This is a genomic window from Olsenella sp. Marseille-P4559 (genome assembly GCF_900605015.1).
GTDB lineage: Bacteria > Actinomycetota > Coriobacteriia > Coriobacteriales > Atopobiaceae > Tractidigestivibacter.
Map to the genome: position 1 here is coordinate 948498 of NZ_LR027574.1, position 24744 is coordinate 973241.

General features: G+C 62.2%; 24 protein-coding genes. 1 reads left to right on the forward strand and 23 read right to left on the reverse strand.

What is annotated here, in order from left to right; genetic code table 11:
- Window positions 1–12: 12 nt before the first annotated feature.
- The 7 genes from E0E00_RS10500 to E0E00_RS10535 all read right to left on the reverse strand — a co-directional run bounded on the left by E0E00_RS10500 (window position 13) and on the right by E0E00_RS10535 (window position 6506).
- Window positions 13–429, reverse strand: a complete 417-nt coding sequence (locus E0E00_RS10500) for a PTS sugar transporter subunit IIA (protein ID WP_130812446.1) — start codon at window positions 427–429, stop codon at window positions 13–15.
- Window positions 426–1274 carry a sugar phosphate isomerase/epimerase gene (locus E0E00_RS10505; protein ID WP_130812447.1) on the reverse strand — a complete coding sequence of 283 codons (849 nt, stop codon included), beginning with the start codon at window positions 1272–1274 and terminating at the stop codon, window positions 426–428. Before E0E00_RS10505 ends, E0E00_RS10500 begins: the two co-directional genes overlap by 4 nt.
- Before the next feature lie 37 nt (window positions 1275–1311).
- A complete protein-coding gene (locus tag E0E00_RS10510) occupies window positions 1312–2373 on the reverse strand; it encodes an SIS domain-containing protein (protein WP_130812448.1) in 1062 nt (353 codons plus the stop codon).
- 484 nt (window positions 2374–2857) lie between these two features.
- Window positions 2858–3883 (reverse strand): IS1595 family transposase, encoded by a 1026-nt coding sequence (locus tag E0E00_RS10515; protein WP_130812449.1) that lies wholly within the window; start codon window positions 3881–3883, stop codon window positions 2858–2860.
- A gap of 608 nt (window positions 3884–4491) precedes the next feature.
- Complete coding sequence (locus E0E00_RS10525; protein ID WP_130812450.1) at window positions 4492–5214, reverse strand: GntR family transcriptional regulator; 723 nt, start codon at window positions 5212–5214, stop codon at window positions 4492–4494.
- A complete protein-coding gene (locus E0E00_RS10530; protein WP_242622239.1) occupies window positions 5205–5981 on the reverse strand; it encodes a GntR family transcriptional regulator in 777 nt (258 codons plus the stop codon). Before E0E00_RS10530 ends, E0E00_RS10525 begins: the two co-directional genes overlap by 10 nt.
- A 27-nt stretch (window positions 5982–6008) precedes the next feature.
- Window positions 6009–6506 (reverse strand): hypothetical protein, encoded by a 498-nt coding sequence (locus E0E00_RS10535; RefSeq protein ID WP_130812451.1) that lies wholly within the window; start codon window positions 6504–6506, stop codon window positions 6009–6011.
- Window positions 6507–8156: 1650 nt separating this feature from the next.
- Here E0E00_RS10535 and E0E00_RS10540 point away from each other — a divergent pair.
- Window positions 8157–8486, forward strand: coding sequence for a hypothetical protein (locus E0E00_RS10540; RefSeq protein WP_130812452.1), 330 nt, complete (start codon window positions 8157–8159; stop codon window positions 8484–8486).
- Window positions 8487–8889: 403 nt separating this feature from the next.
- Here the strand turns inward: E0E00_RS10540 and E0E00_RS10545 are convergent, their stop codons facing one another.
- The 16 genes from E0E00_RS10545 to E0E00_RS10620 form a co-directional block, all read right to left on the reverse strand.
- The gene (locus E0E00_RS10545) at window positions 8890–9186 is read right to left on the reverse strand and encodes a hypothetical protein (protein WP_130812453.1); all 297 of its coding nucleotides are present in this window, start codon (window positions 9184–9186) and stop codon (window positions 8890–8892) included.
- Between the two features lie 63 nt (window positions 9187–9249).
- Complete coding sequence (locus E0E00_RS10550; protein WP_130812454.1) at window positions 9250–9636, reverse strand: DUF956 family protein; 387 nt, start codon at window positions 9634–9636, stop codon at window positions 9250–9252.
- Between the two features lie 193 nt (window positions 9637–9829).
- Entirely contained in the window at window positions 9830–10762 is a 933-nt protein-coding gene (locus tag E0E00_RS10555; RefSeq protein WP_130812455.1) for a PTS system mannose/fructose/sorbose family transporter subunit IID, read from the reverse strand.
- 23 nt (window positions 10763–10785) lie between these two features.
- Window positions 10786–11601, reverse strand: coding sequence for a PTS mannose/fructose/sorbose transporter subunit IIC (locus E0E00_RS10560; RefSeq protein ID WP_130812456.1), 816 nt, complete (start codon window positions 11599–11601; stop codon window positions 10786–10788).
- A gap of 15 nt (window positions 11602–11616) precedes the next feature.
- Window positions 11617–12627 carry a PTS sugar transporter subunit IIB gene (locus tag E0E00_RS10565; RefSeq protein WP_130812457.1) on the reverse strand — a complete coding sequence of 337 codons (1011 nt, stop codon included), beginning with the start codon at window positions 12625–12627 and terminating at the stop codon, window positions 11617–11619.
- Window positions 12628–13157: 530 nt separating this feature from the next.
- Window positions 13158–14285: a Xaa-Pro peptidase family protein gene (locus E0E00_RS10570; protein ID WP_130812458.1), complete on the reverse strand. Its 1128-nt coding sequence runs from the start codon at window positions 14283–14285 to the stop codon at window positions 13158–13160.
- 79 nt (window positions 14286–14364) lie between these two features.
- The gene (locus tag E0E00_RS10575; RefSeq protein WP_130812459.1) at window positions 14365–15582 is read right to left on the reverse strand and encodes a 3-dehydroquinate synthase; all 1218 of its coding nucleotides are present in this window, start codon (window positions 15580–15582) and stop codon (window positions 14365–14367) included.
- On the reverse strand, window positions 15579–16118 hold the full coding sequence (locus tag E0E00_RS10580) for a shikimate kinase (protein ID WP_130812460.1): 540 nt from the start codon (window positions 16116–16118) through the stop codon (window positions 15579–15581). Before E0E00_RS10580 ends, E0E00_RS10575 begins: the two co-directional genes overlap by 4 nt.
- Before the next feature lie 44 nt (window positions 16119–16162).
- Complete coding sequence (locus E0E00_RS10585) at window positions 16163–16708, reverse strand: YqeG family HAD IIIA-type phosphatase (protein WP_242622240.1); 546 nt, start codon at window positions 16706–16708, stop codon at window positions 16163–16165.
- Between the two features lie 5 nt (window positions 16709–16713).
- Window positions 16714–18054, reverse strand: coding sequence for an endolytic transglycosylase MltG (gene mltG, locus E0E00_RS10590; protein WP_165443666.1), 1341 nt, complete (start codon window positions 18052–18054; stop codon window positions 16714–16716).
- A 23-nt stretch (window positions 18055–18077) separates the two neighbouring features.
- Complete coding sequence (gene ruvX, locus E0E00_RS10595; RefSeq protein ID WP_130812462.1) at window positions 18078–18503, reverse strand: Holliday junction resolvase RuvX; 426 nt, start codon at window positions 18501–18503, stop codon at window positions 18078–18080.
- On the reverse strand, window positions 18504–21143 hold the full coding sequence (alaS, locus tag E0E00_RS10600; RefSeq protein ID WP_130812463.1) for an alanine--tRNA ligase: 2640 nt from the start codon (window positions 21141–21143) through the stop codon (window positions 18504–18506).
- The gene (locus E0E00_RS10605) at window positions 21130–22530 is read right to left on the reverse strand and encodes an AI-2E family transporter (protein WP_165443667.1); all 1401 of its coding nucleotides are present in this window, start codon (window positions 22528–22530) and stop codon (window positions 21130–21132) included. The genes alaS and E0E00_RS10605 overlap by 14 nt, the downstream gene beginning before the upstream one ends.
- A gap of 137 nt (window positions 22531–22667) precedes the next feature.
- On the reverse strand, window positions 22668–23552 hold the full coding sequence (locus E0E00_RS10610) for a SigB/SigF/SigG family RNA polymerase sigma factor (RefSeq protein WP_130812465.1): 885 nt from the start codon (window positions 23550–23552) through the stop codon (window positions 22668–22670).
- Window positions 23545–23937, reverse strand: a complete 393-nt coding sequence (locus E0E00_RS10615) for an ATP-binding protein (RefSeq protein WP_130812466.1) — start codon at window positions 23935–23937, stop codon at window positions 23545–23547. Before E0E00_RS10615 ends, E0E00_RS10610 begins: the two co-directional genes overlap by 8 nt.
- Window positions 23930–24586: a DUF948 domain-containing protein gene (locus tag E0E00_RS10620; protein ID WP_130812467.1), complete on the reverse strand. Its 657-nt coding sequence runs from the start codon at window positions 24584–24586 to the stop codon at window positions 23930–23932. Before E0E00_RS10620 ends, E0E00_RS10615 begins: the two co-directional genes overlap by 8 nt.
- Between the last annotated feature and the right edge of the window lie 158 nt (window positions 24587–24744).

Here is a 24744-nt window from a genome sequence, read left to right on the forward strand (position 1 = left end):
GTATCGCCCCCACTAAAAGTCCTCATCCTCCCCTATGGCGCTGGCGTCACACAGCTTGGGGCGCACGTCGTCACTCGCCACGAGGTTTGAAAGCATCTTCTTAGTGTCCTCTGCGTCATCGGACAGGAACAGCGTGAGTAACAGCGGGAGATTCATGTTTGTGACGAGGTAGACATGGGGCCGCGTAATCATCAGCTTCGTAAACTCGTTGTTGACGCTTCCTCCCAACAAGTCTGTGAGAACGACGATGTCATCGGATGTCGGTAGAGCATCAACCGTGGCTGCAGCGACCCTTGCCACATCATCGTTGCCATCCACGAATGCGTTAATGACCGTGACATCATCACGCTCTCCGGAAAGCAGCTTCACGCTCTCGTAGATTCCCTGGGCAAAATGGGCATGCGAGGCGATGATGTAATGCCTGCTCATAATCCGATTTCCTCCATGCATTGCCTATATGCGTGCATGCACTGCGCGTCCGCGGCCGCAGGGCTCGCCAGATACCTCTCGCCCAGTACCTCCATCGAGAGGTATCCGCTGTACTTGTTGCGCACCAGCGACCTGAGATCGCGTGCCATCTCACGCAAGCCATCCCCCCACGCCACGTGCGAGACGATTCCGGCGTCCACGAAGTGGCAATGGATGACTCTAGGCCCAAAAGCGTCGAAATAGTCCTGCGCGGTCTCACCGGCACGCCACATTGCCCCAGTATCAAGGTTGACGCCCAGCGTAGGCCTATCAACGGCGTCAATTAGCTCTTTAAGCTGACGCGCGCTGTTCGCCACACAGGACTCCTCGGGCTGCAGTGCCTCAACTGCCAGACGCATGCCAACCGCATCAGAATAGTCACACAGCCGCCTCAACATGATTGCGCTTCGCTCGAGCGCCGCCTCCCGTGGCTCGCTAAGAAAGCCCCAGCCGGGCGTAAGCGACACCTCAACGCAGCCAAGCGTAACGCCCAGATCGATCACGTTCTTGAAGTAGGCAAATGACCGGTCTTGGGCACCCCTTCCCCGCGCCGCAACGTTCGATGGCTTGGGATTGTTTTGCTCGGGGCAGATTCCGACTATCCGCAGCCCATACTTCTCAGCAAGGCCGAGCAAGGTTTGTGGATCCTCGGTGCCCCGATGGTCGACAAAGAAATGCATCGGGCCAAGCCAGAGCTCCACGGCTTCGTAGCCATTGGCTCTTGCGCTCGAGAAGAACTCCTCCAGCGGGTAGTACCGATGGCTACAGTTCATTGCCGCAGGGGCGAAACTCGAATCGGCCACCATACCTCCCATCAAAGCCTGCGCAACGCATTCTGAACAGCTAATACTCGAACTGGTGATAGTAGCGACGGTACTTGAGGTTGTGCCTCGTAACCGTCTCGTAGTAAGCAGTGAGGCGGTCTGTAACGATTACGCTGAGAATCCAAGGAGAGACGATTGCGCGGAACTCGGGATCAAGGCCTGGAATGGCGTACTCAGCCGTATCAATGACCACGATGTCTTCGTCACCGGTGACCCCGCACCTAAGAAAGGCCTCCACGCGATTGTCAAGGGCGCGGAACTCGTCCTCACCCTTAAAAAGGAAGACCGGTACGCCCTTCTCGACGAGCTCGAGGGTCCCATGAAAGAAGTCGGCGGAAGTTATGTAGCGGGTGCGCTTCCACTGCATCTCCTCAAGAATACACATGGCAAAGAGAATCGTCTCGCCCCACAGCGCACCGGAGCCGATGAACATCGTGTAAGGCGAAAGACCGTACTTTTGAGCCAGCCTCTCTGCAGCAGGCTCGAACTTCTTACGGACATCAATCAGGTCAGGCCAGATGCGGGCGGTCTGCTCGATGAACTCATCGTACTTGGGAAAGCAGCCACGACGGTTGAGGATGCGCAGCCCGAAGCAATCGGCGAGGTAATAGTTAAACTCGCAGCCGCCAGAGCCGTGGCTCGTCGCCAGAGAGACGCAGTTTTCGGCGCCCACGGCCTGTCCGATAGGGCTCTCAGGCTTCGTCATTGCGATGACCCTTACCCCTATCGACTTGAGTTTTTTGAGGGCGGTGAGGACCTCAGGCGTCGTACCGGAGTCCGAGGCCGTGAGAACGACTGATTGGCTGCTCATGCGCTTGTGACCCACGACATTGAACTCAGCGGCATGTATCAGATAGACCTCAAGGTCTTTGTCGCCAAACTTGTTCATCAGGTACTCGAGCTGCATGAACTCGTCCCACGTGCCGCCGACACCCATCAGGAAGATTGCATCGTACCCCTCGTCAGCCACCTTGTCGGCGAAGGACCTCATCCTCTGACCGGCTTTCACGGCGGCTGCGCCGTCCTCCAGGTAGCCGTCCTGATCGAAGTGCATAATCTCGATTTTTTCTCTCTCCGTCATGCGTTTCCCCTTCTGTCTCGATGGCTCTATGGACATAGATAACTACAGCTGGTTTTAATACCAGATTGAATACAAGATACAGTTATTTGAGATCGGTTTGACCAACGGAGCACAAAACTGGATAAGCGGTATTAAATTACCGTCAAGTGGAATTTCCTGTGATAGATACCGACTGACGTACGACCCAACCATGGAGCGTGAAGATGATTCCGCACCATGCAGACCCTTGGGGCGTGCGTGGGGCCATGAGTTACCGCTGCTAAGAGCGCAGTCGCCTATGTCTCAGGAAAACTGCACCCGTCAGACTGAACTGCCTCCCATTTCTTGGACACGGGAGATAGGAGACATTGGAGTGGTCAAACCAAATCGGACCATTTCCTGGGCACCCTCACGCGCTTTCGCGCTCGAACCTAGCCGGAGACCTGCATCCCGGCGCGGAATGCATCCCCCTGGTATCGTAACTCTCTGTTAGACCAGCGTTGACCTAGCCCTCGGCCTCCCAGCGGTCCCAGAGCGGCTGGGGCATCTCGATCAGGTCGCGCCTCGTGTGGGAGTAGCTGCCGCAGGCCACCTGCCCGGAGAGCGTGTCCCTCCCGTCCGCGTCGGAGCGCCTGGCCTGCTCGAGCCAGCAGAAGAAGTCCAGGTAGCGCTGCAGCCACCTGGTCGACACGCCGTGGAATGGCTCGAGGAAGATCTTGAGCCACTGGTGCATGGCGTTCACGAGGCCGAGCTCGCCGTTCCCCGCCGCCCCGCTGGCGGTGGGGACGTGCTCCGCGACGCCGAGGCGCGGGAGGACGCGGGCGTAGGAGGTGTGGTCGTCGGTGGAGACCCAGGAGCCGTCGACAATCCCCGCGAGCGAGCCGCGGAGCCCGGCGTCGGTGGGCCTGCCGCGCCCGCACACCGCCGCGAACCCGTCGCCCACGTCGTTGGCGGCGCAGACCACGCAGACCTTGTCGCGCGAGACGCCGCGCCTGCGCACGCCCTGCCCGTTCCTGTGCGCCCTCCTGGGCATCCCCCTCGCGGACCTCGCCCTGCTGCCGGAGAGCGACTCGTTCACGTACGTGCCGTCCACCTGGCACGACACCGTGGGGCCGCACCTGAACGGCTGCAGCGCCGCGCCCATCACCTCGAGGAGGCGCATCCTCATGAACCAGGAGGTCCCGGGGCACACGCCGCAGCGCCGCGCCAGCGCGCGCAGGGACTCGCCGGCGAGCGTGCCCTCGACGTAGTCCGCCCAGGTGGCAGCGGGGAGCTTCGAGGCCGCGAGCACCGAGCCCGTCCTGGCGGAGAACGTCCTGCCGCAGGAGCCGCAGCGCCACCTCTGCGACCCGTCCCTCCCGTGGCCCTTCCTCGCGAGGTCGGCCGAGCCGCACCTCGGGCAGCGCCCGGGGTCGCCGGCGGACGCCCTGTCGGCGACGTCCTCGGCTATCAGCGCCCTGAGCCTCTCGGCGACCTCGCGCTTCTCCTCGAGGCTCAGGTCCTCCAGCCGGTGCAGTATCATCAGGTCCATCCGGGGCCCTCCTCGTCGATTCTGGTGTTTGGCGACACGAATCGTACGGGAAGCCCCGGACACTATTTGGGCCGCTGGGGTCAACGCTGGTCTAACAGAGAGTATCGTAATAGGGCTCAACGCACTTGAATATGTCCCGCTTGGCCTCCCCCCTCGTCCCGTAGTGTCTCCCGTTCGCTAGCTCGCGCCTCAAGGTCTCGAAGGGCGATTCGGCCAACGCACTGCTGTGTTTGATAGCCTCTGAGTTGCAGGGTTGGACGTCGGAAAGTTGCGGGTCCGGGCACGTGTGATGCCCCTCTAATTGTCAAGCCGTTTTCAGCATGCGATTCTGGGCGATGATGTCATAGTAAAGCTCGCGTGCGATATATCGCTTGACGCATCGTATCGCCTCGAGCTTGGAGTGTCCCTCGGACATCTTGCGGGCTACATCTCTGCTGGGACACCCAAATTTCGGGGCACAGTTCAGACCCAAGAAGGAACGCATTCGATATGCTTGGCACGGTCATGGTGTCGCACGAAACAATGGCTCCCGAAATTAGACCCCGCGCTTCCACGCCCTTGGGACAGACAATCATGAGGCCTTGCCCTAGCGCATGCCGACGCGGTCATCAATGCGCCACCGTGAAGCTGCTCAGATCCCCACGCCTCAATGAGCGCGCATGCTCGAGGGCATTTCCTTCCCCATCGTAGCTCACACAGTCATGTACCATCACAGGAAAGCTTGGCTCCACGGCGAGGAGCCGGGCATCGCGATTAGAGAGATAGGCTATGTCCAAGCGCTCCGCACTATATGCGACTTCGTGCCCATAGATACGATACGCATCGTAGAGCGAATACACGGAGATGTCTATCTCGTCGATCTTTGGGAAAAGTTCCATGGGAATAACAGTGCGCTCGATGGACACCGGCTGTCCGTCGACACTGTTGACACGCCTAATTGCATACACCTCGTCAGCGGGGTCCACCCTAAAAAGCGATGCGTATAAGTCACCCGTCGGCCTCCGCATCTTTGAGATGACCCGCACCGTGGGCACGAGTCCCAAGTCGCTGACCTCCGCCCTGAAACCTCGCGCGTCGTCTCCAAGACTCTTGTGGCATCCCATGACAAAGACGCCCTTTCCTTGGATGCGCTTGAGAAGGCCCTCCACCACAAGGGCGTCGATGGCATTTCGAACGGTCATGCGTGTTACCCCATACACGTGGGAAAGCTCGTTCTCTGAGGGGATGCAAGTGCCCTCAGCATATACCCCGTCCTCAATGTCTGAGCGCACAATCTCCCTGAGCTGAAGGTACTTGGGCTCGGAGTTGGACGCAAATCCCATCACACGCATGCGCCTCCAAACCATCTGCCAGCAGCCTCGCGTGGAAGGTTATCTGACATGCTGGCAAACGTGTAACGATCTGGTCGAATGACAGACGTGTAGTACTCGAACGCATCCCCACTGGCCGTGCGCGAGACGCCAGACTCGTAGAAAGCCACAGCTCCCACCTCACAGTCTAGACAAACTGCCTCAAAATCATCCATGCGAGTTATTGAAAACCTACCGGTTGCCCCGGCTGGATAGCATGAGTACTCCTTCGCCATTACATCGAAGAGAGATTCGTTCGCAAAGTCAAACCTTTCGATTCCTGGGCAGAGCGCATAGTTCACCTTGCTGGTCTCCACCATGCAAGGTAGGCCGTTGACGTAGCGGATTCTCCTAAGCTCAAAGATGAGGTCGTCCTCCTTCAGGGACATCCTCTTTGCGACGTGCTGCCTTGCCACACGAACGGAAGCGGAAAGCACGCGAGAACTCGGCACCATGCCCACGGAGCGCACGTTCTCGCTAAACCCCTCGTTGCCCTCAAAGACCGACACGGGCCTCGGCGGAAGGATGTATGTTCCGGACCCTGGCCTGCTTTCTAGGATATGCTGTGCGCAAAGGTCCGATATGGCGCTCCGCAATGCAGTGCGCGATACGTTCCACATCTCGCACATGTCACGCTCGGAGGGCAGCTTGTCACCCACCCTGAGATGCTTGCTCACAATGAGATATTCAATTTCCTCGAGCGCCCTGTCGTGAGGCGGTATCTTGCCATTCATCTCAGCCCGCGCCAACGAAACGCCACGTGCCCAACGGTGGTCTCATCGCGCGTCCCCCATTGCCAGAAAGCTCGAGGCCAGTGCATGAGCCTCGCGGCGAGCGATCGCGTACATCCTCGAATCACGCCTGACTGCCTCCCGTATGAAGGGTATCCCTAAGGTCGAACGCCCTCCGTTAGCCGTTCTTGCGGTAACCAGCACGCTCATACCCGTGCAGTACACACCGTCCTTGGCGGCATTGGCACTGGATAGCACCGCAGGACTCATTATAAGACGAAGAGCAAGCCCCGCCCTGCCTCTCACGTCTGGCTTAACGCCCTCATTCTCAACAACCTTGCAATCAACCAGGTCGGCGTACTCATGGATGACCGGGTCCCCGCCAGGCATAATCGAAGCCCACTTTCGGTGCTTCTCATCCTGGTAGAAGGAGGGCAGGAGGAAAAGCCTCGGCGCCAAGAAGATGCTTTTCGTTACCTCAAATCCAAGCATCGCCAGACGCTCGTTGACTTTCTGTTGCCTGGAAGAAGACATCTTCGCCATACCTCAATCACTCGTGCTCCTGTCAGTTTGCATAGTTTACTGTAAAGTGGCAGAAGTCTTTGGGCAGCAAGGCTGAGATTCAAAGAGAGACCTGCTGTCGGCGAGGACCAAGTACTTCTTGGCTCCTAGCCTACAAGCCTATCATGCTGCCTTGGCCTCTACCATCTCCTTTGATGCATTCCGGACATTGAGCCCTGAGAAGCAGGCATCAGCTGGTGTGGCATAGCCTAAGGATGATAAGGCCCTGTGTGGTTGTGGGCATTTACATGCTCAGAGACGACGCATCTGAACTCTCCCGTGTTTTCGTACTCACGCTAATGCAGGCAATCATATTTGAGGTTTCCAAACCAGCGCTCGATGGGCATGCTATCTGCCCAACGACGAATCCCATCTATGGATTGGCACACGTGACGCTTGGCCAGGCACTCGACGAAGCTCTGGGCTGTATAGGTAGACCCTCAATCGGCATCCACGATGGGGGGTGTTTTCCGTGTCCGTCAAAGGCCCGCTTCATGCACAGGACACACCCTTGAGCCTCTAAAGTATCATGAAAACGCCAGCCCACGACAAAGTGACTTTGCCAGTCGGTTACGGCAGATGGACAGGCCTGTCCGTACCCAAGCGGGAGACAGGTGATATCGGTAGACCACACCTGGTTGGCGAATCTGATGCCCACCCCTCGCAGAGGATGGGGCCTCTGGGTGCCTTTGGGGGCTTTGGGATTGAAGAAGAGCCAGGTGCTGCAGGCCTGATGTCCATATGCTCCATCAAGCACTCTACGTGTCGTCTTCCGAGAAAGACGCCATACCTTTTAAGACTCGCCCTGTGTGGGCGTGCCCCATCATAGTAGGGGTTTGGGTACGTGCCTTGTCCATAACCTGCATGGCACGCCCCTCTTTATCGGTAGATACCTCCCCCTTCTTCTTGGGCGCATGAAGACTCGAACGCGCAAGGCCTATGAGCCCACGCTACCTTACGATTGGAGGCGGGCTCTGCTTGTCCGCTGGCATCTTTTTAGAGGGCGAATCCCCGCTCCGAGTGCAACAGGGAAATACGAGACAGCCGCCCAGGCGCGACCCATGATGATGCTTGCGGAGACATGCATCATTGGAGGCACCATGGACGGCTACAGCCATCCTGGCATCACGGAGCGCGAGGACGTCATGGTCCGCTGGAGGGGCCATGAGGGCGTCAGCCGGATAGCGAGGGAGCACGGCAGGGACAAAAGTCGACCATATCCCGCGAGATCAGTCGCAATGGATGGGAAGGCCCTGCAGGGAGGCGCTGCCGCGCATCGACCGCGCAGAGGTGTGCGGCTCATGAGGGACAGGCACCGGTCTCCGGAGGAGACATCCGGCCGCATCGCGATGGCGCGGCCGGACCTTGCCGTTAGCGACGCCAGCATCTACCGCGCCGTGTGGTCGGGATCCCTCGACTGCGAGCTTCCAGGATACAGGAAGGCCTCAAGGCCCCTCGGGCACCATGGAAAGCGCAGGCACGGGAAGGGCAGCCGGGAGCGCGGGGGCAAGGCGCGCATCACCCACGACATCTCCGAGCGGCCGGGGCAGGCCTCCCTCGGGAGCCGCATCGGCGACTGGGAGGGCGATACCGTGGCAGGGAGGCGCCTGCCTGGTCACGCAGGTGGGCCGCATGAGCGGATACCTTGCCGGCGGCAAAGCTGCCAGGAAGGCCAGGGCCGAAGTCGACGAGGTCGTGGAGAAGGCGCTTGCCAGCGAGGCCGTGCATACGGCCACGCCCGGCAGAGGCAAGGAGTTCTCGGATGCAGGGGTGCTGCAGGAGGGGCTGGGCGCCCCTGTCTGTCTCTGCGACCCCCACCATCCCTGGGAGAGGGAGGCCAACGAGAACGCCGACGGCTTCTCAGGGACTGGTTCCCGAAGGGCATGGGCATCGACGACGTCACAGACGACACGGTGCAAGGGGCATACGATTCGCTCAACCGGAGACCGCGCAAGCGCCTGAATTGGAAGTGTCCCTGGGAGGCCTGCCGTCACCGGTCGTTGCACTTGCTCTGAGGATTTGCCGCCCAAATCGGTAGATTCGGGGTTGACTTTAACAGTTGTGGTCCGGCACGGGCGGCTCGTCGCCGGCGTGCATGCCGAGCGGCGCCCCGCCCCGTCCCAGCGCTTGGCTACCGTGTGCCTGTCCAAGCCGTAACGGCCGGCCAGGTCCGTGAAGTTCGGCTTGATGCCGTCCTCCCTGTACATGCTCGGCTCCCCCAATCAGGTTCCCGTCCAACCTCTGCCCCCTAACGACCGACTGGCACGACTGTAGGTGTGTTGGTGGGAACAGTGAGACTACGTTGGTCCTTCCGGCGCCTCTGCGTTGGCGGAATCGGCGTGGGACTTGGTCCAAACGGCGCTTTTCAGATTAGCGGTAACAAGAAGGCGGTGGACAGCGCGTCGCGGTCGGCGTCCTTGTCGTCCATCAGGTTCTGCGAGAGGTTGCCGGCGAGGTCGCGCGAGGTGAGCAGCACCCGGTAGTAGGCGTCGTCCGAGAACTCGGCCGCGGGGATGGTGTAGGTGGTGGCGCTCCAGCCGGCGTCGTCTGTCTTCTCGACCTCCATGCCCTCGCCCGGCGCCAGGTCGCGCACCTCGTCGTTCTCGACCACCTCGACGTGGGTCCGCGCGTCGTCGAGGCCCGAGACGTTGACCTCGGTCACCGAGACGTCCTGCGGGACGCGCAGGTACGTGCCGCGCAGGGCGGCCGTGGCGTCGGAGTAGGGCTAGCGCCCCAAACGGCCGACGGTGTTGTTCCAGAGTCCCTTGGCACCGGCGCCCACAACATCGAAGAAGGAAGGCGAGCGCAGGAGGCGCTCAGCGGGTATGTGCTCGCGGATGGCACGCAGGCATGCCTTGTTATCGCTGGTGGAGAAGGTGAAGTGCCGGCCGTCCTTCACGAAGATGGCAAAGCGAGGGATCTTCTTCCCCACCACCGAGGCGGAAACGTAGTCGACCTCGTCCCAGGGAATCTGGATGTAGTCCTCGACGTTCTTCTCGTTGTAGTACTCGAAGGCCATATCGCCCAGCATGACGTTGCCACCAGAGGTGAGCCCGTCGAGGCTTGTCGCCCGGTCCGTGTAGTCGACCTTCGTGTTCTGGGACTGCGCCATCTACAAGCACCCTCCTCAAAGACAGGGACAGCACCCTGCCTTGTCGCCAGCCCGGCCCTTCATGAGACAAGGGGACAGTCCCCTTAGTCCCCTTGTCTCATGAAGGGCCGCACCCCACCAGCGTAGCAGGGTGCGGCCCACGGTGTGCGCCTTCTCGTCAGCGCGACGCCCGGAAATCCGGGAGAGAGAGGGCCTAGAGCAGCCCGATGAGGCGACCGACAATACCCACGCCAAAGAGGGCGAGGATGATGGCAATCGGTGAGACGTTCTTCTTCAGCAGCTTGCAGACGAACAGCGTGAGAGCCACGGCGGCCAGGCCGGGGATCAGGGAGTCGAGGTTCTGCTGGAGGGTGGTGACCTTCATCTGGTCAAGGCCGTTGGCACCGAGGGAGGCGTACTGCGTGAGCGCGTTCTTGATGCCCGCAGCGTCACCGGTGATTGTCGACCAGTCGATGTAGGCACCACTCTGCTGCTGGATCGTGGAGACGACCGGCTTGAAGCTGATGGTCACCCAGCGCTCGACAAGGGCGCCGATGACGAACATGCCAAGGATGGAAGCGCCCTCGGTGATCTTGCCAAGCTTGCCACCGGAGAGGTCCTTCGAGATGTCGGCGCCGGCCTTGTAGCCCGCCTCCTGCGTGTACCACAGGAAGGCAAGACGGATGACGTTCCAGAGCACAAAGAACAGGATGGGGCCGAGAGGCGAACCACCCAGTGCCAGGGAGGCGCCGAGGGCACCAAGCAGCGGGCGTACCGTGTACCAGAAGACAGGGTCGCCTACGCCGGCGAGAGGACCCATCATGCCGACCTTGACACCCTGGATGGTGACGTCATCGATGGGCTCGCCGTTGGCGCGGCCCTCCTCGAGGGCAAGCGTGACGCCCATGACGGGTGCGGAAACGTACGGGTGGGTATTGTAGAACTCAAGGTGGCGCTTGAGTGCTGCAATCTGGTCATCCCTGTTGGGATAGAGCTTCTTGATCGCGGGGATCAAGGAGTAGCACCAGCCGCCGTTCTGCATGCGCTCGTAGTTCCACGAGCCCTGCAGGTACTGGTGACGGTTGCACACCGCAAGACGGTCCTGCTTTGAAAGGTGGATGCCCTTCTCCTGAATCTCTTCTGCCATTGCTAATCACACTCCCTTGCTGCCTAGTAGTTGTCGATGATGTCGCCCAGCGGATCGCCGGAGCCCACGGCACCAGAGCCGCCATTCTGCTTGGCGTATTCCTTGAGGCCAAGGTAGATGAGCGCAAGCGAGAGGCCAATGGCGCCGAGGGCGATAAGGGTGAGCTGGGAGATGGCGGCGAGGACGAAGCCCAGCGCGAAGAACGGCCAGACCTCCTTGGTAGCCATCATGTTGATGACCATGGCGTAGCCGACGCAGCAGACCATGCCGCCGCCAACGGCCATGCCTCCGCTGAGCCATGCGGGCATAGCGTTAAGGGCAGCCGTCACGGCGTCGCCAGGGATGAAGCAAAGGGCCGCGGCCGGGATGGCAATGCGAAGGCCCTGCATGCAGATGGCGATGACCTGCCAACGCTCGATGCCAGCCAGGTTGTCGTCCTCAGCGCACCTGTCCATGCCGTGGACCATGGCCGTTGCGATGGTGCGGCAGATCATGGTGAGGAAGAGGCCGGCGACGGAGAGGGGCACCGCGACGGCGATGGAGGTTGTCATGGCCTCGTTGGGGTCGGAGCCGCCGTCGATGGCAATGACCATGAGAATGGCTGAGGCAACGGAAGCAAGTGCCGCATCAGGTGCGACAGCGGCGCCGATGTTAGCCCAGCCAAGGGCAATCATCTGAAGCGAGCCACCCAGGAGGATTCCCTCCGAAGGGTGACCAGTCACGAGGCCAATGAGCGTACACGCGACCAGAGGCTGGTGGAACTGCCACTCGTCGAGGATGCCCTCCATGCCTGCCAAGAAGGCAACGATGATGACGAGCAGGACTGAAATTGGTGACATAACCCCTCCTTATCCCTACTTGTTGTCTGCCTGGGCAGCAAGGTTGTCCTCGGCCTTCTTGATGATGGCGTCGTAGGACTCTGCCTTATCAGCCGGGACCTTGCGAATGTCGAACTCGACACCCTGGGCCTTGATCTTGTTGAGGGTGTCAACGTCGGCCTGATCCATTGCGAGGGCGTTGGTGACAACGACCTTGCCCACAGAGTGGGCCATGGAGCCAAGGTTGAGCTTCTTGATGGGCACGCCGCCCTCGATGGCACGAAGGGCGTCCTGCGGGGTCTCGAACAGGAGCATGGCCCTGGTGTTGCCAAAGCGAGGGTCCTTTGCGAGCTCGCAGACCTTCTTGATGGGAACTACGTGCACGTGGACTCCAGGAGGCGCCGCCTGGATAATCATGGTCTTGCGGAGCTGGTCCTTGGCAACGCCGTCGGAGCAGACGATGATGCGATCGGGGTTTGCCGACTTCGTCCAGGTGGTTGCCACCTGGCCGTGGAGCAGGCGGGTATCAACGCGGGCGAACACGATCTTGATCTGCCCGTCGCCGATGACCGTCCCTTCCGGAATAGCGCCCGTAGGCGCGGCAGCAGGTGCCGCGGCGGCCGCGGGGGCAGCCTCCTCGGGCTCGAGTTCCTCGGGCTTGATGCGGATGCCGTTCTTTGCCTCGGTGAAAATATCCTTGGCGATGGCGGCAGCCGTGTCCTCGCTCAGGCGATCCCCGTAGGCCTGGATGAGCATTGGCAGGTTAAGGCCCGTCACCATGACCCAGTCCTCGTGGCCCTCGCTTGCAAGCAGGCCATTCACCTGGTTGAACGGCGTGGCGCCCCAAAGGTCGACAAAGAAGAGCACGTGCTCCTGCTCATCGAACGATGCGACGGCATCCTTCAGCTTCGCCTTGAGGTCGTCGGGGCCCATGTCTGGTGTGAGGGTCACAGCTGCGACGTCCTTCTGCGGCCCAAAGATCATCTGGCCGGACTCCATGATTCCCTCAGCGAACTTGCCGTGGCTGGCTAGAACGATACTGACCATTCTTCCTCCTTACGCATATCTCGTACCGTCAACAGATAACGCGTCAATTGTGGAGAGGCGTTCATGCCTTTTTCTCCCATCCTTCATGCCTCATTCACATCGACTTCACATTATAGGACACAACGAGCCTTCCGATGCTCAGAAAATCGTCGTCAGGGAATGGTGCTTGATTAACTGTCTCGGCTTACGGAGTACTAAATGCCAGATGAAATGGTAAATCCATCTAAGAATATTTGTTCATACAAGTTGGCGAACGGTCGATAAGACCGCGCCTCCTAGCGAGAGGCTCGGACAATGCAGAGGTAAAGGCGCACGTTCATCGTAACCCCATGTGCCGATTCATGTGCCGCGAACGGCGAGAGGCAACGTAGTGGAGCCAGAGCCTGTGCAATGACGCTACGGTGCAAAATGACGCCAAGCGGGACTTATCGCACCTCCAACGCTGCAGAAAAACGCCCCCGGCGTCAGCACGAGGTGCGCAAGCCGGGGGCGAGAAGACCCGAGCAATGCAAAAGCGCGCGTTGTCCCCGCTAGCAGGGGATGCAAACGAGCTCGTGCGTCGACTGGGTGAAGACCTCGTAGCCGTTCTCGGTCACGATGCCGAAGTCCTCCACGCGTACGCCAAACTGTCCGGGCAGGTACGTACCCGGCTCCACGGTGATCACCGAGCCGGCGGGAATGGCGTGGTCGTTTCTCACGTTAAACATGGGCTGCTCGTGGATCTCAAGCCCCACGCCATGCCCGAGGCCGTGCACGAAGCAGTGTTTGGAGAAGCCCGCCTCGTTGATGACCTTGTGCGCAAGGTCGTTGATGTCGCGGCCGATAACTCCCGCGTGGATAGCCACCTCGCAGGCCTCGTTAGCCGAACGAGTCGCCTCGTAGACGCGACGCTGCAGGTCGGTAGGCTCGCCCACGCAGACCGTGCGTGTCATGTCAGAGCGGTAGTCATGGTAGCCGGCACCAAAGTCCATCACAATCATGTCGCCGCGCTGAATCATGCGCTCACCAGGCTGCGCGTGTGGGTTCGCGCCGTTGGGACCGGAGGCGATGATCGAATCAAAGGAGAGCGAGTCGGCGCCGTTTGAGAGCATCCAGCCCTCGAGCTCGGCTCGCACCTGCTGCTCGGTAAGGCCGGGCTTGATGTAGCCGCAGATGTGCTCGAACCCCGCGTCGGTAATCGACTGCGCATGGCGCATGAGCTCGACCTCCTCGGCATCCTTCACGATACGCAGGCCAGCGATGTCACCGTGAAGACGCGGGTTGAGCACTGCAACGGACGCCCTGGCGCACTCCTCGCCGAGCGCATCGAAGAATGCGAGGTCGCACGTGTCCTCGACAGCAACAACGCGTGAGCGGTTCTCACGGATGCGCTGAGCAGCCCAGCACGCGGGTGGCACGATGTCCATGTCGAGCTTCCAAGGGGCATCCGCACCAAGGCGACTCTGGAAGGTGCCAAAGTAGCGGGAGTCCGTGTGAAGCCACAGCCCATCGGCGGTCACGAAGGCCGTATGAGCGACCTCGTCGTCAAAGGTGCGCTCGGCACCGGTGAGCCAGCGCAGGTCAGGGTTGTTGCGCAGGATCGCTGCGTCATAGCCCCTCTCGGCCATGAGGTTGCGAAACCTCTCGACGCGTGCGGCACAGGCCTGTGCATCTGCCATGATTCTCTCTTCTCTCTTGCTATGTGGACAGACAAAAGCGCTGGTAGGACGAGCAAGGCGCACCATGCGCAGGGTGGGGTCAGCGCGCGGCGCACCATGCGGCTGTGTGTTCGGCGAGCTGGTCGTCCTCGACGGCCGCGAGGCGGACGCGGCCGAGGGAGCGCGGAAGCTCCAGCATGAACTTGTTTGAACGACGGAAACGCTCGGCCTTGAGCGCAGCTGCCATGGCCGTGGCGTCCATCTCGCATTCGACGTAGCCCAGGCCCAGGCGATCGAGCAGTTCGTCCTGCGCGAACATGTCATCGACCGAAAGCCCACCCTGCGCGACCGAGAGGCGCGCCAAGAAGCGCACGGCCTCGGCCAGCAGGGTCGAGGTGGGCACGCCCTCCCCCACAAGCGGGCGCAGAGCATGCACGAAGGTCATGCCGTAGTCGATGGACTGGCGCACGGCCACCGATGTGGACGAGATGACCTTGCCACGACTCTTCATGCAATCGACCAGCTGCTCGCAAATGATGGCGCGGTCCAGCGCGGCAATGTCGTTGGCGCGGTCAAAGAGCCGACCAAAGGCCTTGTCGGAGTCTGCCATGGCACTGGTGACAAAGAGCGCACGGGCGAGAAGAGCGGCTTCATCGGTGCGCGCAGCTTCGACAACGTCGAGGTCACAGTAGACATAGCGGGCACTGCCGTCCTGCGAGACCATGCGCTCTGCGCCCGGCAGGTCGAGCGCCAGCGGAGTCACGCCCGCAAGAAGAGCGCATGCGGGATCGAGTGGGACCTGGGCAAGCGTCATGCCACCACACCACGACCGACACGCAAACGATGCCGTAGAGAGGGCGCGCACGTCGCCTACGGCAACGGCGACATCATCACCAGTCGCGCCACTCTCCGCAAGCCCTTCGTACACGGCCTCGAGGGCCTCGGTCGAAGAGGCGCCAGGGCCTGACGGAAGATCGAGCTTCTCCACATGAAAGCCCACGTCTGCGAGGTCGCGGCGGATGGCCTCGATGACGTCAGCGGGAGCCCCCGACGTAGTTGCCAGCACTGCCACACGTGGCTTTCCCACATAGGCGCGCAGGTCGTTGCCCATGGTTCCCACGAGGTCATCGCCCACACGAGCGTCGAGAGAGCTGCCACGGAGGTTGACCCATTGGCGCTTCACGCGGATGCGCACGGGCTCGTCGGCCACAGGCTCAGGGTCGGCCGCGGACTTCGCGTCGGCCATAGACGCGTCAGCTGCGTCTGCCACGTCCTCCTCGCCATCCAGCGTCAGGCCATCCTGGCTATTCTCGCTCACAAAAGCCCCCTCTCCCAGAGCAGCTGACCGGATTCGCTGGCCACCTGCTCGAAGGTTCTGCTTCTAATGTCAATGGTGATGTCGGCGGTCTGCTGGTAGAGCGGGCGGCGATGCCTAAAGAGCGCCCGCGCGTGTGAGGCATCACCCAAATCCGGGCGTCTTTCGGGACAACGCATCTGGCGCAGGGAGTCGGAAAGGTCTCCGTCAAGGTAGACCACCACACCCATGCGGTGCATGAGCTCGCAGTTCCTGGGCCTCTCGACCACTCCCCCGCCACAGCTCACCAAAAGCGACTTGCGCGACGCCAGGCCCTCGAGGACCTTGGTCTCCTCGTCACGGAAGCCCTTCTCGCCGCGCGAGGCAAAGACGTCACACACGCTCATGCCCAAGGCGCGCTCAACCAGCTGATCGGTGTCGACGTAGGGTCGGCAGAAAAGCGTACCCAAATTGCGTGCGAGGGTAGACTTGCCGGCACCAAGAAACCCCACGAAAAAGATGTGGTCGCAGCCCTCGTGGATGACGTAACCCTCGCCCAACTCGCCCTTCCTTGCTCCCGCTCGTACTTGACCGCTAGATTCTATCACCCGGCACTGCGACCGGGCGCACCAGCACTCTCGCCCTCGAACTTGACACCACGCAGCACGAGTGCCTCCCCCAGGCGAAAGACCTGCGTGTACCAGAGGTCGCGACGCGACTGAGGCCGCACGAGAATGGTTCGTGCGCCTGCGAGGTTGCCGGCAAGGACGTCGGTGAAGACCTGGTCGCCCACAACGATCGTCTGCTCGGGCCCCACGCCCATGCGCGCCATGGCAACCCATGCCGAGAAGGGCGCGGGCTTCATGGCGTGATCGACGACGGGACAGCCCAGCTGACTCGCGGAGGCGGCAACCTCGGCCGAGTGGAAGTTGTTCGAGAGCAGGCACATCGCAATGCCGGAGTTCCGAAGCCGGTCGAGCCACGCCCCAATGGCAGGTGGTACCACGTGCGTGTCCCTGGGAATGCAGGTGTTGTCGCGGTCGAGAAGCACCAGGCGAACGCCGGCCGCCACCAGGGCATCGATGTCGATGCGGTCAACGGAGACGACATAGCGCGTGGCACGGAAAGGCGAGAGCATCTCGTTGGCCATGGCTCCTAGGCTCCCGAATTCTGGGCGATGACCTGCTGGTGCTGCTCGTAGGTCTCGGAGAAGGCATGCACCGAGCTCGTGATGAAGAAGTAGTAATAGTTGGTGTCCTGGGGGTTTGCCGCCGCCGTGAGCGAGTCCAGGCCGGGGTTGCAGATGGGCGTGGGCGTAAGACCCATGTTGGTGTAGGTGTTGTAGGGGCCGTCCTGCGCGAGGTCATCCGCAGTGACCTCGCGGCCCAGCGTATAAGCAAGCGTCGCATCGCTCTGAAGCGGCATGTTGGCCGCCATGCGGTTGTAGAAGACCGACGAGATGAGCACGCGGTCATCGTCGGTCAAGGCCTCCTTCTCGATAATGGAGGCAACGGTGAGCACGTCATAGTTGGTGAACGGCCTGCCGTAACGCGACTCGAGTGACTGGCGGGCTGCATCAAGGTCGAGACTTGCCACCTCGGCCTGGTACTGGCTGAGCATCGCACGGATGATGGTGTCCGCGGTAACGGTCTGGCCTGCAAAGTCGTAGGTCTTGGGGAAGAGGAAGCCCTCCAGCGAGTCGTTTGCCGCCTCAGAGAGGAAGGGGTAGTCGGCCACGTAGTTTGAGGCCTTCGCCTGGGCGATGAAGTCGTCTGAGGCGATGCCGAATTTCTCCTCCACAAGCGAGGCAATCTGTGTCACCGTGTAGCCCTCGGGCACCTGCAGGGCCGAAGCGGTCGAGTTGGGGCCGGCAACGAGCTGGTTGATCACGTTCGTGACAGACGAGCCCGTAAGAAGCGAGTACGAGCCGCTCTTGAGCTTCTGCTCGACGTTCTGGCGCTGGACCTCCTGGATGAAGGCCGAACTGTCGGAGATAACCCCGGCACTCTGGAGGATCGTGGCAATCGAGGAGGTGCTCGAGCCATCCGGGATAGTGACCTCGACCTCCTGGCCTGCCTCCGCCTGCGTGCCGCCTGACGTGGAACTCTCGGTGAGCCTGGGCAGCACCAGAACGAAGAAGAGGGCGACGAAGGCTGCCACGCCGGCAAGGATGGACACGATAACGGCTGTGGTCTTGGGCCCGTTGGGCCGGCCGTTCCCCCTGCGCTTGCCACCGCGGGTGCGGGCACGCCTCGTAGCTGCAGCGGTGCGCGCAGAGACGCGGCTCGTCGTGCCGCCGATAGCGCCCGTGGACCCCGGGGCTGGGCTGTTCACGTGCGGCGCCTCGGCCAAGCGGGCGGCCTGCCGGCTCGCCGAAGGGCCTGCCGCCGCCTGGCTGCGGGAGGCAGCACCAGGCGTCATCTGACCCGAGCCTGGCATGCGGAAGTGAGCTGCGCGATGCCGGGGCCTCTCGTTGTTCTGGTTGTTCGTGGGCATGTCGCCTGCCTCTCGTTTGTCTCTCAGACCGTGGGTCCCGCCTGCCATGCGTCAAGCCAGGCCTGCAGGAAGAGCGATGCGGCAACCATATCGACCTTGCCGCGCATGGACTTCTCGGGAAGCCCCTGCTCACGCAGGATGCGCTTGGCCTCTGTGGAGGAGAGCCTCTCGTCCTCAAACTCGAGGGGCAGGCCCGTCTGGGCAGCCACGCGCTCGGCCACGGAGCGCACGCGCTCCGCCTGGGGGCCCTCCTCTCCCGCCATCGTAAGCGGACGCCCGCATACGAGCACGTCGGGCTCCCAGTCCTCAAGCACCCTGCGGAAGCTCCGGGCAGCCGAGAAGACCTCGGCTGCCGGAAGCACGCACACCGGCATGGCAACACGGCCCTCGGGGTCGCTCACCGCCACGCCAACGCGAGCCTCGCCAATGTCAAGCGCCAGCGCTCGCACCTATGCCCCCAACACAGCCTTGGCCGCATCAAGGGCAGCAGCGATACCAGAGGCATCCGAGCCGCCGGCCTGCGCCATGTTGGGCCTACCGCCACCACGTCCACCCACATGGCCGGCAATCTGCCTGATGACGTCGCCTGCCGAGAAGCCCGCGGCCACGGTGGGCTCAGTGCCGGCGGCGAGCAGGGCAACCTTGCCGTCAGGCGTGGTAGACGCAATGACGCAGGCGATGGGCTCGCCCTTGGCGCCGTTGCGGATAGAGTCCCAGACGGAGCGCAGGTCCTTGCCGGAGATGCCGTTGAGCCTGGTGAAGACGCAGCGATAGGCACCCAGGTCGCAGGCATGGCGCAGCGCCGCAGACACGACGTCGCCTGAGGCAGAGCCCTTGGCGACGCCAATGCTGTGCTTGGCCTCACGCAGCTCGTCGCGCATCTGGGAGACGCGCTCGGGGAGGTCGATGGGACGGCACCTCAGCGTGGCCGCCGCCTCGTCCATGAGCGCGAGGCGCTCGTCCACGTACTCGATGGCGCCCATCGAGGTCACAGCCTCGATGCGGCGGGCGTTAGAGCCCACGGAACTCTCGGAGACAATCTTGAAGATGCCGAGGTCGGCGGTATTGCGCGCATGGGTGCCGCCGCAGAGCTCGCGCGAGAAGGGCTTGTCGGAGCTGCCGGTGGAGACCACGCGCACGCGCTCGCCGTACTTCTCGCCAAAGAGCGCCACGGCACCCGAGGCCTTCGCCTCGTCGATGCCCATGACCTCGGTCACCATGGGCTCGGCGGCGAAGATCTCGGCGTTGACCATGCCCTCGACGCGCTCGAGCTCGTCTTTGGTCATGGCCTCGAAGTGCGTGAAGTCAAAGCGGAGGCGATCGGGCGCCACCAGCGAGCCGGCCTGGCTTACGTGATTGCCCAGGACCTTCTTGAGTGCGGCGTCAAGCAGGTGCGTTGCCGTGTGGTTGCGACGGATGAGCTCGCGGCGACCGTGGTCGACCACGGCAGTCACCGAGTCGCCCACGGAGATGGCGCCGTCTTTGACCTCGGCCACATGGCCCACCAGGCCACCCTCGTGGTGCAGCGCATTGGTGACGCGCGCGGGACCGACGATGCCGCTGTCGCCCACCTGGCCACCCATCTCGCCATAGAACGGCGTGCGGTCGAGCACAATCTCGACCTGGTCGCCGGTCGCGGCTTCGGAGACGGACTCGCCGTCGCGCACGATGGCAACGACCTCACAGCCAAGGAGCTCGTCGGTGTCATAGCCATCGAACACGGTCGCAGGGAGGCCGTCGGACAGGGCAACCCAGACGTTGTTGGCCTTGCCCCAGGCGTCGCGGTTTGCCGTGGCGCGGGCGCGCTCGCGCTGGGCCTCCATGGCGGCATCGAAGGCGTCCATGTCAACGGAGTGGCCCGTCGCACCTGCAATCTCGCGGGTGAGGTCGATGGGAAAGCCATAGGTGTCATGCAGGGTGAAGGCAACGTCACCCGAGAGGGACTCGCCCTCGCCGAGGCGCGCAAGCTCGCCCTTGAGCTGCTCCTCGCCGTTGTCGAGGGTAGCGCCAAAGCGCTCCTCCTCGGCATTGATGATGCCGTCGATCAGAGCCTGCTGCCCAACGAGCTCGGGGTAGGTGCCGCCGAGAAGACGCGTGACCTCGTGGGCGTAGGTGGTGAGGAACTGGCCCCTGATGCCCATGAGACGACCGTGGTAGACGGCGCGACGGAGCAGGCGGCGCAGCACATAGCCGCGGCCCTCGTTGGAGGGCAGGATGCCGTCGCCGATCATGAACGTGATGGCGCGGGAGTGGTCGGCCACGATGCGCAGGCTCCTATCGGTGGTGGCGGAGTCATGGTAGCGCACGTCCGCAAGGCCCTCGCCCACGCCGATGAGGGTGCGGAGGATGTCACCCTCGTAGTTGGAGCCCTCATGCTGCATGATTGCGGCAATGCGCTCGAGGCCCATGCCCGTATCGATGTTGCGGTGCGGCAGCTCCGGCATGGAGCCGTCCTCCTGGCGGTCATACTGCGTGAAGACCAGGTTCCAGAACTCGAGGTAACGGTCACCGTCGTCACCGGGCCTCGCGCCTTCGAACTCGGGGCCCTGGTCAAAGTAGATCTCGGAGCAGGGGCCACAGGGACCGGTGGGGCCAGCGGCCCAAAAGTTGTCCTCCTCGCCCAGGCGGGAGATGTGGTCGTAGGGAACGCCCTGCTTGTGCCAGAGTTCGACGGCCTCCCCGTCGTCCTTGAAGACGGTCATGTAGAGGCGGTCTTTGGGAAGGCCAAGGTGCTCGGGCGATGTGATGAACTCATAGGCCCACTCGATGGCATCGGCCTTGGTGTAGCCGCCAAACGAGAAGTTGCCCAGCATCTCGAAGAACGAGAGGTGACGCGCGTCACCAATGTTGTCGATGTCGTTGGTGCGCAGGCACTTCTGGCAGGAGCAGGCACCGATCTCCTTCATGGTCTTGGTGCCCTGGTAGTACTCCTTGAACTGGTTCATGCCGGCGTTGGCAAGAAGCAGCGACGGGTCATCCGGCACGAGGGAGGAGGACGGGTAGAGCTTGCAGCCCTTGCCCTCAAAGAAGCCGAGGAAGTCCTCGCGAATCTCTGCCGTGGTCATAGTCTTGTAATCAGACGCGCTCATGTCTCTCCTCGTCTGCGGACGACGCCGGGGACTCGGCCGCAGGGCCAGCGCCATCGTCCTGTCTGTTGGTTGCAACGTTCCTATTTTTACTCATATCAGCCGTATACACAGCGTTTTCATGGTCACTGCTTGCGCCATTTGCAGCTTCTCGTGCCTTGGACCACGCAGAAGAGGTCACAAGCCGCGTGCTCTCGAAGAACTTCTCGTCATCCAGTGCATCGTAGACGGCCTCGACGTTGCCTGCGCTGTCGTGATGCGGCGTGCTCTGGAAGAGCGCTCCATCCTCGGAGACCAGCTGGCGCTTGGTACGAGTCTCGAAATAGTAGACAAACACCCCGCGAATGGCTGCCGTAAGCGGTATGGCAAGGACCATGCCCACGATGCCACCCAGGCAGTTGCCTATGACAATGCCCACAATGGAGAGGATGGGATGGATCTTGACCGCCGAGCGCATGATGAGCGGCGAGATGAGGTTGTCCGTCATGTTCGCCGCAATCACCATCACCAAAAGCGACCACAGCGCAAGCCAGGGACTTTCAAAGAGGGCGAGCAGCGTTGCCAGGACCGCCGAGACAAAGGGGCCAATGACGGGAACAAAGTGCAGGAAGAACGTGATGATTGCAACGAGCCCGGCATACGGGTGGCCGAGGAGGCCCAGCCCCACCCACACGGCAACGGCGTTGATGATTGAGCAGATGAGCTGCCCGCGCATGTAGCCGCCCATGGAACGGCTCATGACGGCAAGGAGCAACGTCATATCGCCCTTGCGAGAAGGGCCTGCTATCTGGGACAGCTCACGCACGATCACGGGATAGTCCTTGGCAAACCAGTACGCCAGTATCAGCGCCAGGCAGAAGTTCACGAGGTTGTCCATGGTGTCAAAGAACCCCGAGACGGCACCGTCGGAAAGCTGGCGCACGGTGTCCGAGGCCATGGCGCTGCCGGCGGATGAGACGGTCTGGACGATGGAGTTCACCGTGTTCTGGAGCTGCTCGTTATCCGAGGTGCCGTAACTCCCCCAGAAGCTCGAGAGAGCGTCTTGCACGCTGCGAACGTAACTTGGTACCTGCCGCAGCACCTCGATGGACTGCTGGGCAAAGGTGCCACCGAGAACCACGATGACCACCGCAAGCGCCGCCAGTACCACCAGAAGCGAGATAAGCGCGGCAAGCGCCCTGGGGGCGTGCCGGTCTTCGAGCGCGTTGGTGATGGGGCTGCAGATAAAGCCGATGACGAGGCCTGTGGCCAACAGCTTGACGGCGTCGCCAATCATAGAGAGTCCGCGCACGGCAAGGACGAAAACCGCAATGGCACCCACGATGGCCCAGGCAACCACCATCCTCCTGCGCCAGGTGGCATATCTCTCGTCAGCGGAACTGTCCCCCATCGGCATCTCCCCTCCTCGGCAAATAACTCATTCTAGCAAGACGAGAAGGGCTCCTTGGCGAAGGGATTATGTGCGGGTGACCGGCACTACACGACACGCGGCGCCGGGCCGAGTCTTCCGACGCCGCATCGGCGTTGCTACTTACCCATAAGACCCTCTGGGTCGATCTTGTCCTGAACGCGCCGGAGCGTACGGCGCAGGAGGCGCGAGACCTGGACCTGCGAGATACCCAGGCGCTCGGCAATCTCGACCTGCGTCATGCCCTCGAAGAAGCGCATGCGGATGACGTCCTTCTCGCGCGGCGAGAAGTCACGGATGGCATCCTCGAGGACGATGCGGTCATCGGAGGCGGCAAGGTTCTCGTCCTCCGTGGCATAGTGGTCGATGACCGAGGGCGTGTCGTCATCGTCTGAAGAGCCGCCGCCCTCGAGCGGGACAGAGCTGTATGCGCTGGAGGACTCCATGGCCTCCAAGACGTCATCGACGCTCGCGCCCACGCGCTTGGCAATCTCCTCTATGGAGGGGCTGCGCGAGAGCTCGTTGGTAAGCTCGTCGTTTGCCTGGTTGACCTTGGCCGAGAGCTCCTGCAGGCGGCGTGGCACGCGAACCGACCAGCCCTTGTCGCGGAAGTGGCGCTTTATCTCGCCCAAGATGGTGGGCGTGGCGTAGGTCGTGAACTCGAGGCCGCGCGAGGGGTCAAAGCGATCGATGGCCTTGATGAGACCGATGGTGCCCACCTGAATAAGGTCATCGAGGGGTTCTCCCCTGTTTTTGAACTTGGACGCAAGGAACCGGACGAGGTTCAGGTGGCTCACGATGAGCTGGTCGCGAACCTCTGGGTCACCCGTGGCCTTGTACTGGCGGAAGAGCTCGCGCGTGCGGTCCTTGTCCCAAGCGGCCTTGCCCTTTGGCGTGCGGTGAAGCGAGCGATGGCGGGCCCTCTCGGCGCGGGCCTCCGATATCCCGCGCTCGGTGCGCTCCCCCCCGGTCTCCTGGGTGTCCGCGGTGCTGGCGCTAGGCATGCTGCACGCCCATTCTCTTGGAGAGGTGCAGCGTGCGGCCATCCTCAGAGATGCTGAAGTCATCGCACACGGCACCAAGGAGAACCTCGACCAAATCGATGGGCTGGGGTTCGCCGGAAGAATCTGTTGCCTCATCGGGGTCTTCGTCGCCGAGCGAGAAGTCGGCAGTCATGCCGTCGGACGCAAGGCCAAAGACGATGTCGCAGGTAGCGGGCTTGGTCGCGCATGCATAGACGAAGCCCTCCTCCGCGGCCATGCGCACGTCCTCGACATCGTCGACGCTCATGTCGCAGCAGACGGCGAGGTTGGAGGCAGTCATGCGAACCGCCCTTGCAAAACGCGCCTCCGCAGGGACGCTGAGCTTGACGATACTGGTACTAGGCATTGTTCTCCTCGTCATCTGCCACGGCATCCAGGGTGGAAGCGGACGCGGCGTGCTTGGGCTTATGCTGTTGCTTCTCTGCGACAGGCGCAGGGTCTGCGGTGGGACAAGGGGGCTGTCCCTTTGTCTCATCAGCCTCGACCGGTGCGTAGGTCACGTACGCGGTGGCGGAGCGCCGCCGGGCAGGTACGGAGTCCTCCTCGGCGCCCCTCTTGCCTGTGGCATCCTCAAGGCGGGCCTGCGGTGCCTCTCCCCTGCTCACGAGCTTTGTCACGGCACCTGCAACGGCACCGGCGGCGCCCGCGACACCCTTGCCCACCGTATCCGTCACGGCAGACGCCGTCCCCGTTACGGTAGAGACGTCCCCCAGGATACCGTTGAGGCTGTCGAGGCTCTGCGTAGCGCTGTCGATGGTCCCCTCGGCCTTGACGAGAAGCGGGTTTACCTGCTTCATGGCGGGGTCGAGCTCGTCAACCATGCCGTCCACCTTGGCAAGGATTGGCTGCACCTGCGCAATGGCCTCGTTTGCCGAGGTCGTGACCTCATCTACCGAGGCGCGCGCCCTGCGGATGGTAAGCGCGAGCTCAGCCACAGCCCAGATTGCGACGGCGACCAGAACAATAAGGGCAATGTCCAGAGGGCCCATCTTCATCCCTTTCTCCCGCGACGCTCTCCGGAGCTTCGGAGGCGCAGCGCACCACACGTACGCCGACATTCTACCCGTTTGCCCTGAGTTGGTTGCCCGCCAGACAGCTGCTGGGCACTAAAGGCACCAAAGGTGGCACCGCTTCGGCGCTTGGGTGACGCCGC

Bases quoted from the DNA above. Each gene is read 5' to 3' on its own strand.
- E0E00_RS10525 (WP_130812450.1), bottom strand. From the start codon at position 5,214: ATGCGTGTGATGGGATTTGCGTCCAACTCCGAGCCCAAGTACCTTCAG.
- E0E00_RS10585 (WP_242622240.1), bottom strand. From the start codon at position 16,708: ATGGCCAACGAGATGCTCTCGCCTTTCCGTGCCACGCGCTATGTCGTC.
- E0E00_RS10555 (WP_130812455.1), bottom strand. From the start codon at position 10,762: ATGGCAGAAGAGATTCAGGAGAAGGGCATCCACCTTTCAAAGCAGGAC.
- E0E00_RS10550 (WP_130812454.1), bottom strand. From the start codon at position 9,636: ATGGCGCAGTCCCAGAACACGAAGGTCGACTACACGGACCGGGCGACA.
- mltG (WP_165443666.1), bottom strand. From the start codon at position 18,054: ATGCCCACGAACAACCAGAACAACGAGAGGCCCCGGCATCGCGCAGCT.
- E0E00_RS10610 (WP_130812465.1), bottom strand. From the start codon at position 23,552: ATGCCTAGCGCCAGCACCGCGGACACCCAGGAGACCGGGGGGGAGCGC.
- E0E00_RS10605 (WP_165443667.1), bottom strand. From the start codon at position 22,530: ATGGGGGACAGTTCCGCTGACGAGAGATATGCCACCTGGCGCAGGAGG.
- E0E00_RS10510 (WP_130812448.1), bottom strand. From the start codon at position 2,373: ATGACGGAGAGAGAAAAAATCGAGATTATGCACTTCGATCAGGACGGC.
- E0E00_RS10515 (WP_130812449.1), bottom strand. From the start codon at position 3,883: ATGGACCTGATGATACTGCACCGGCTGGAGGACCTGAGCCTCGAGGAG.
- E0E00_RS10560 (WP_130812456.1), bottom strand. From the start codon at position 11,601: ATGTCACCAATTTCAGTCCTGCTCGTCATCATCGTTGCCTTCTTGGCA.
- alaS (WP_130812463.1), bottom strand. From the start codon at position 21,143: ATGAGCGCGTCTGATTACAAGACTATGACCACGGCAGAGATTCGCGAG.
- E0E00_RS10565 (WP_130812457.1), bottom strand. From the start codon at position 12,627: ATGGTCAGTATCGTTCTAGCCAGCCACGGCAAGTTCGCTGAGGGAATC.
- E0E00_RS10615 (WP_130812466.1), bottom strand. From the start codon at position 23,937: ATGCCTAGTACCAGTATCGTCAAGCTCAGCGTCCCTGCGGAGGCGCGT.
- E0E00_RS10500 (WP_130812446.1), bottom strand. From the start codon at position 429: ATGAGCAGGCATTACATCATCGCCTCGCATGCCCATTTTGCCCAGGGA.
- E0E00_RS10620 (WP_130812467.1), bottom strand. From the start codon at position 24,586: ATGAAGATGGGCCCTCTGGACATTGCCCTTATTGTTCTGGTCGCCGTC.
- E0E00_RS10570 (WP_130812458.1), bottom strand. From the start codon at position 14,285: ATGGCAGATGCACAGGCCTGTGCCGCACGCGTCGAGAGGTTTCGCAAC.
- E0E00_RS10505 (WP_130812447.1), bottom strand. From the start codon at position 1,274: ATGGTGGCCGATTCGAGTTTCGCCCCTGCGGCAATGAACTGTAGCCAT.
- E0E00_RS10535 (WP_130812451.1), bottom strand. From the start codon at position 6,506: ATGGCGAAGATGTCTTCTTCCAGGCAACAGAAAGTCAACGAGCGTCTG.
- E0E00_RS10540 (WP_130812452.1), top strand. From the start codon at position 8,157: ATGAGCGGATACCTTGCCGGCGGCAAAGCTGCCAGGAAGGCCAGGGCC.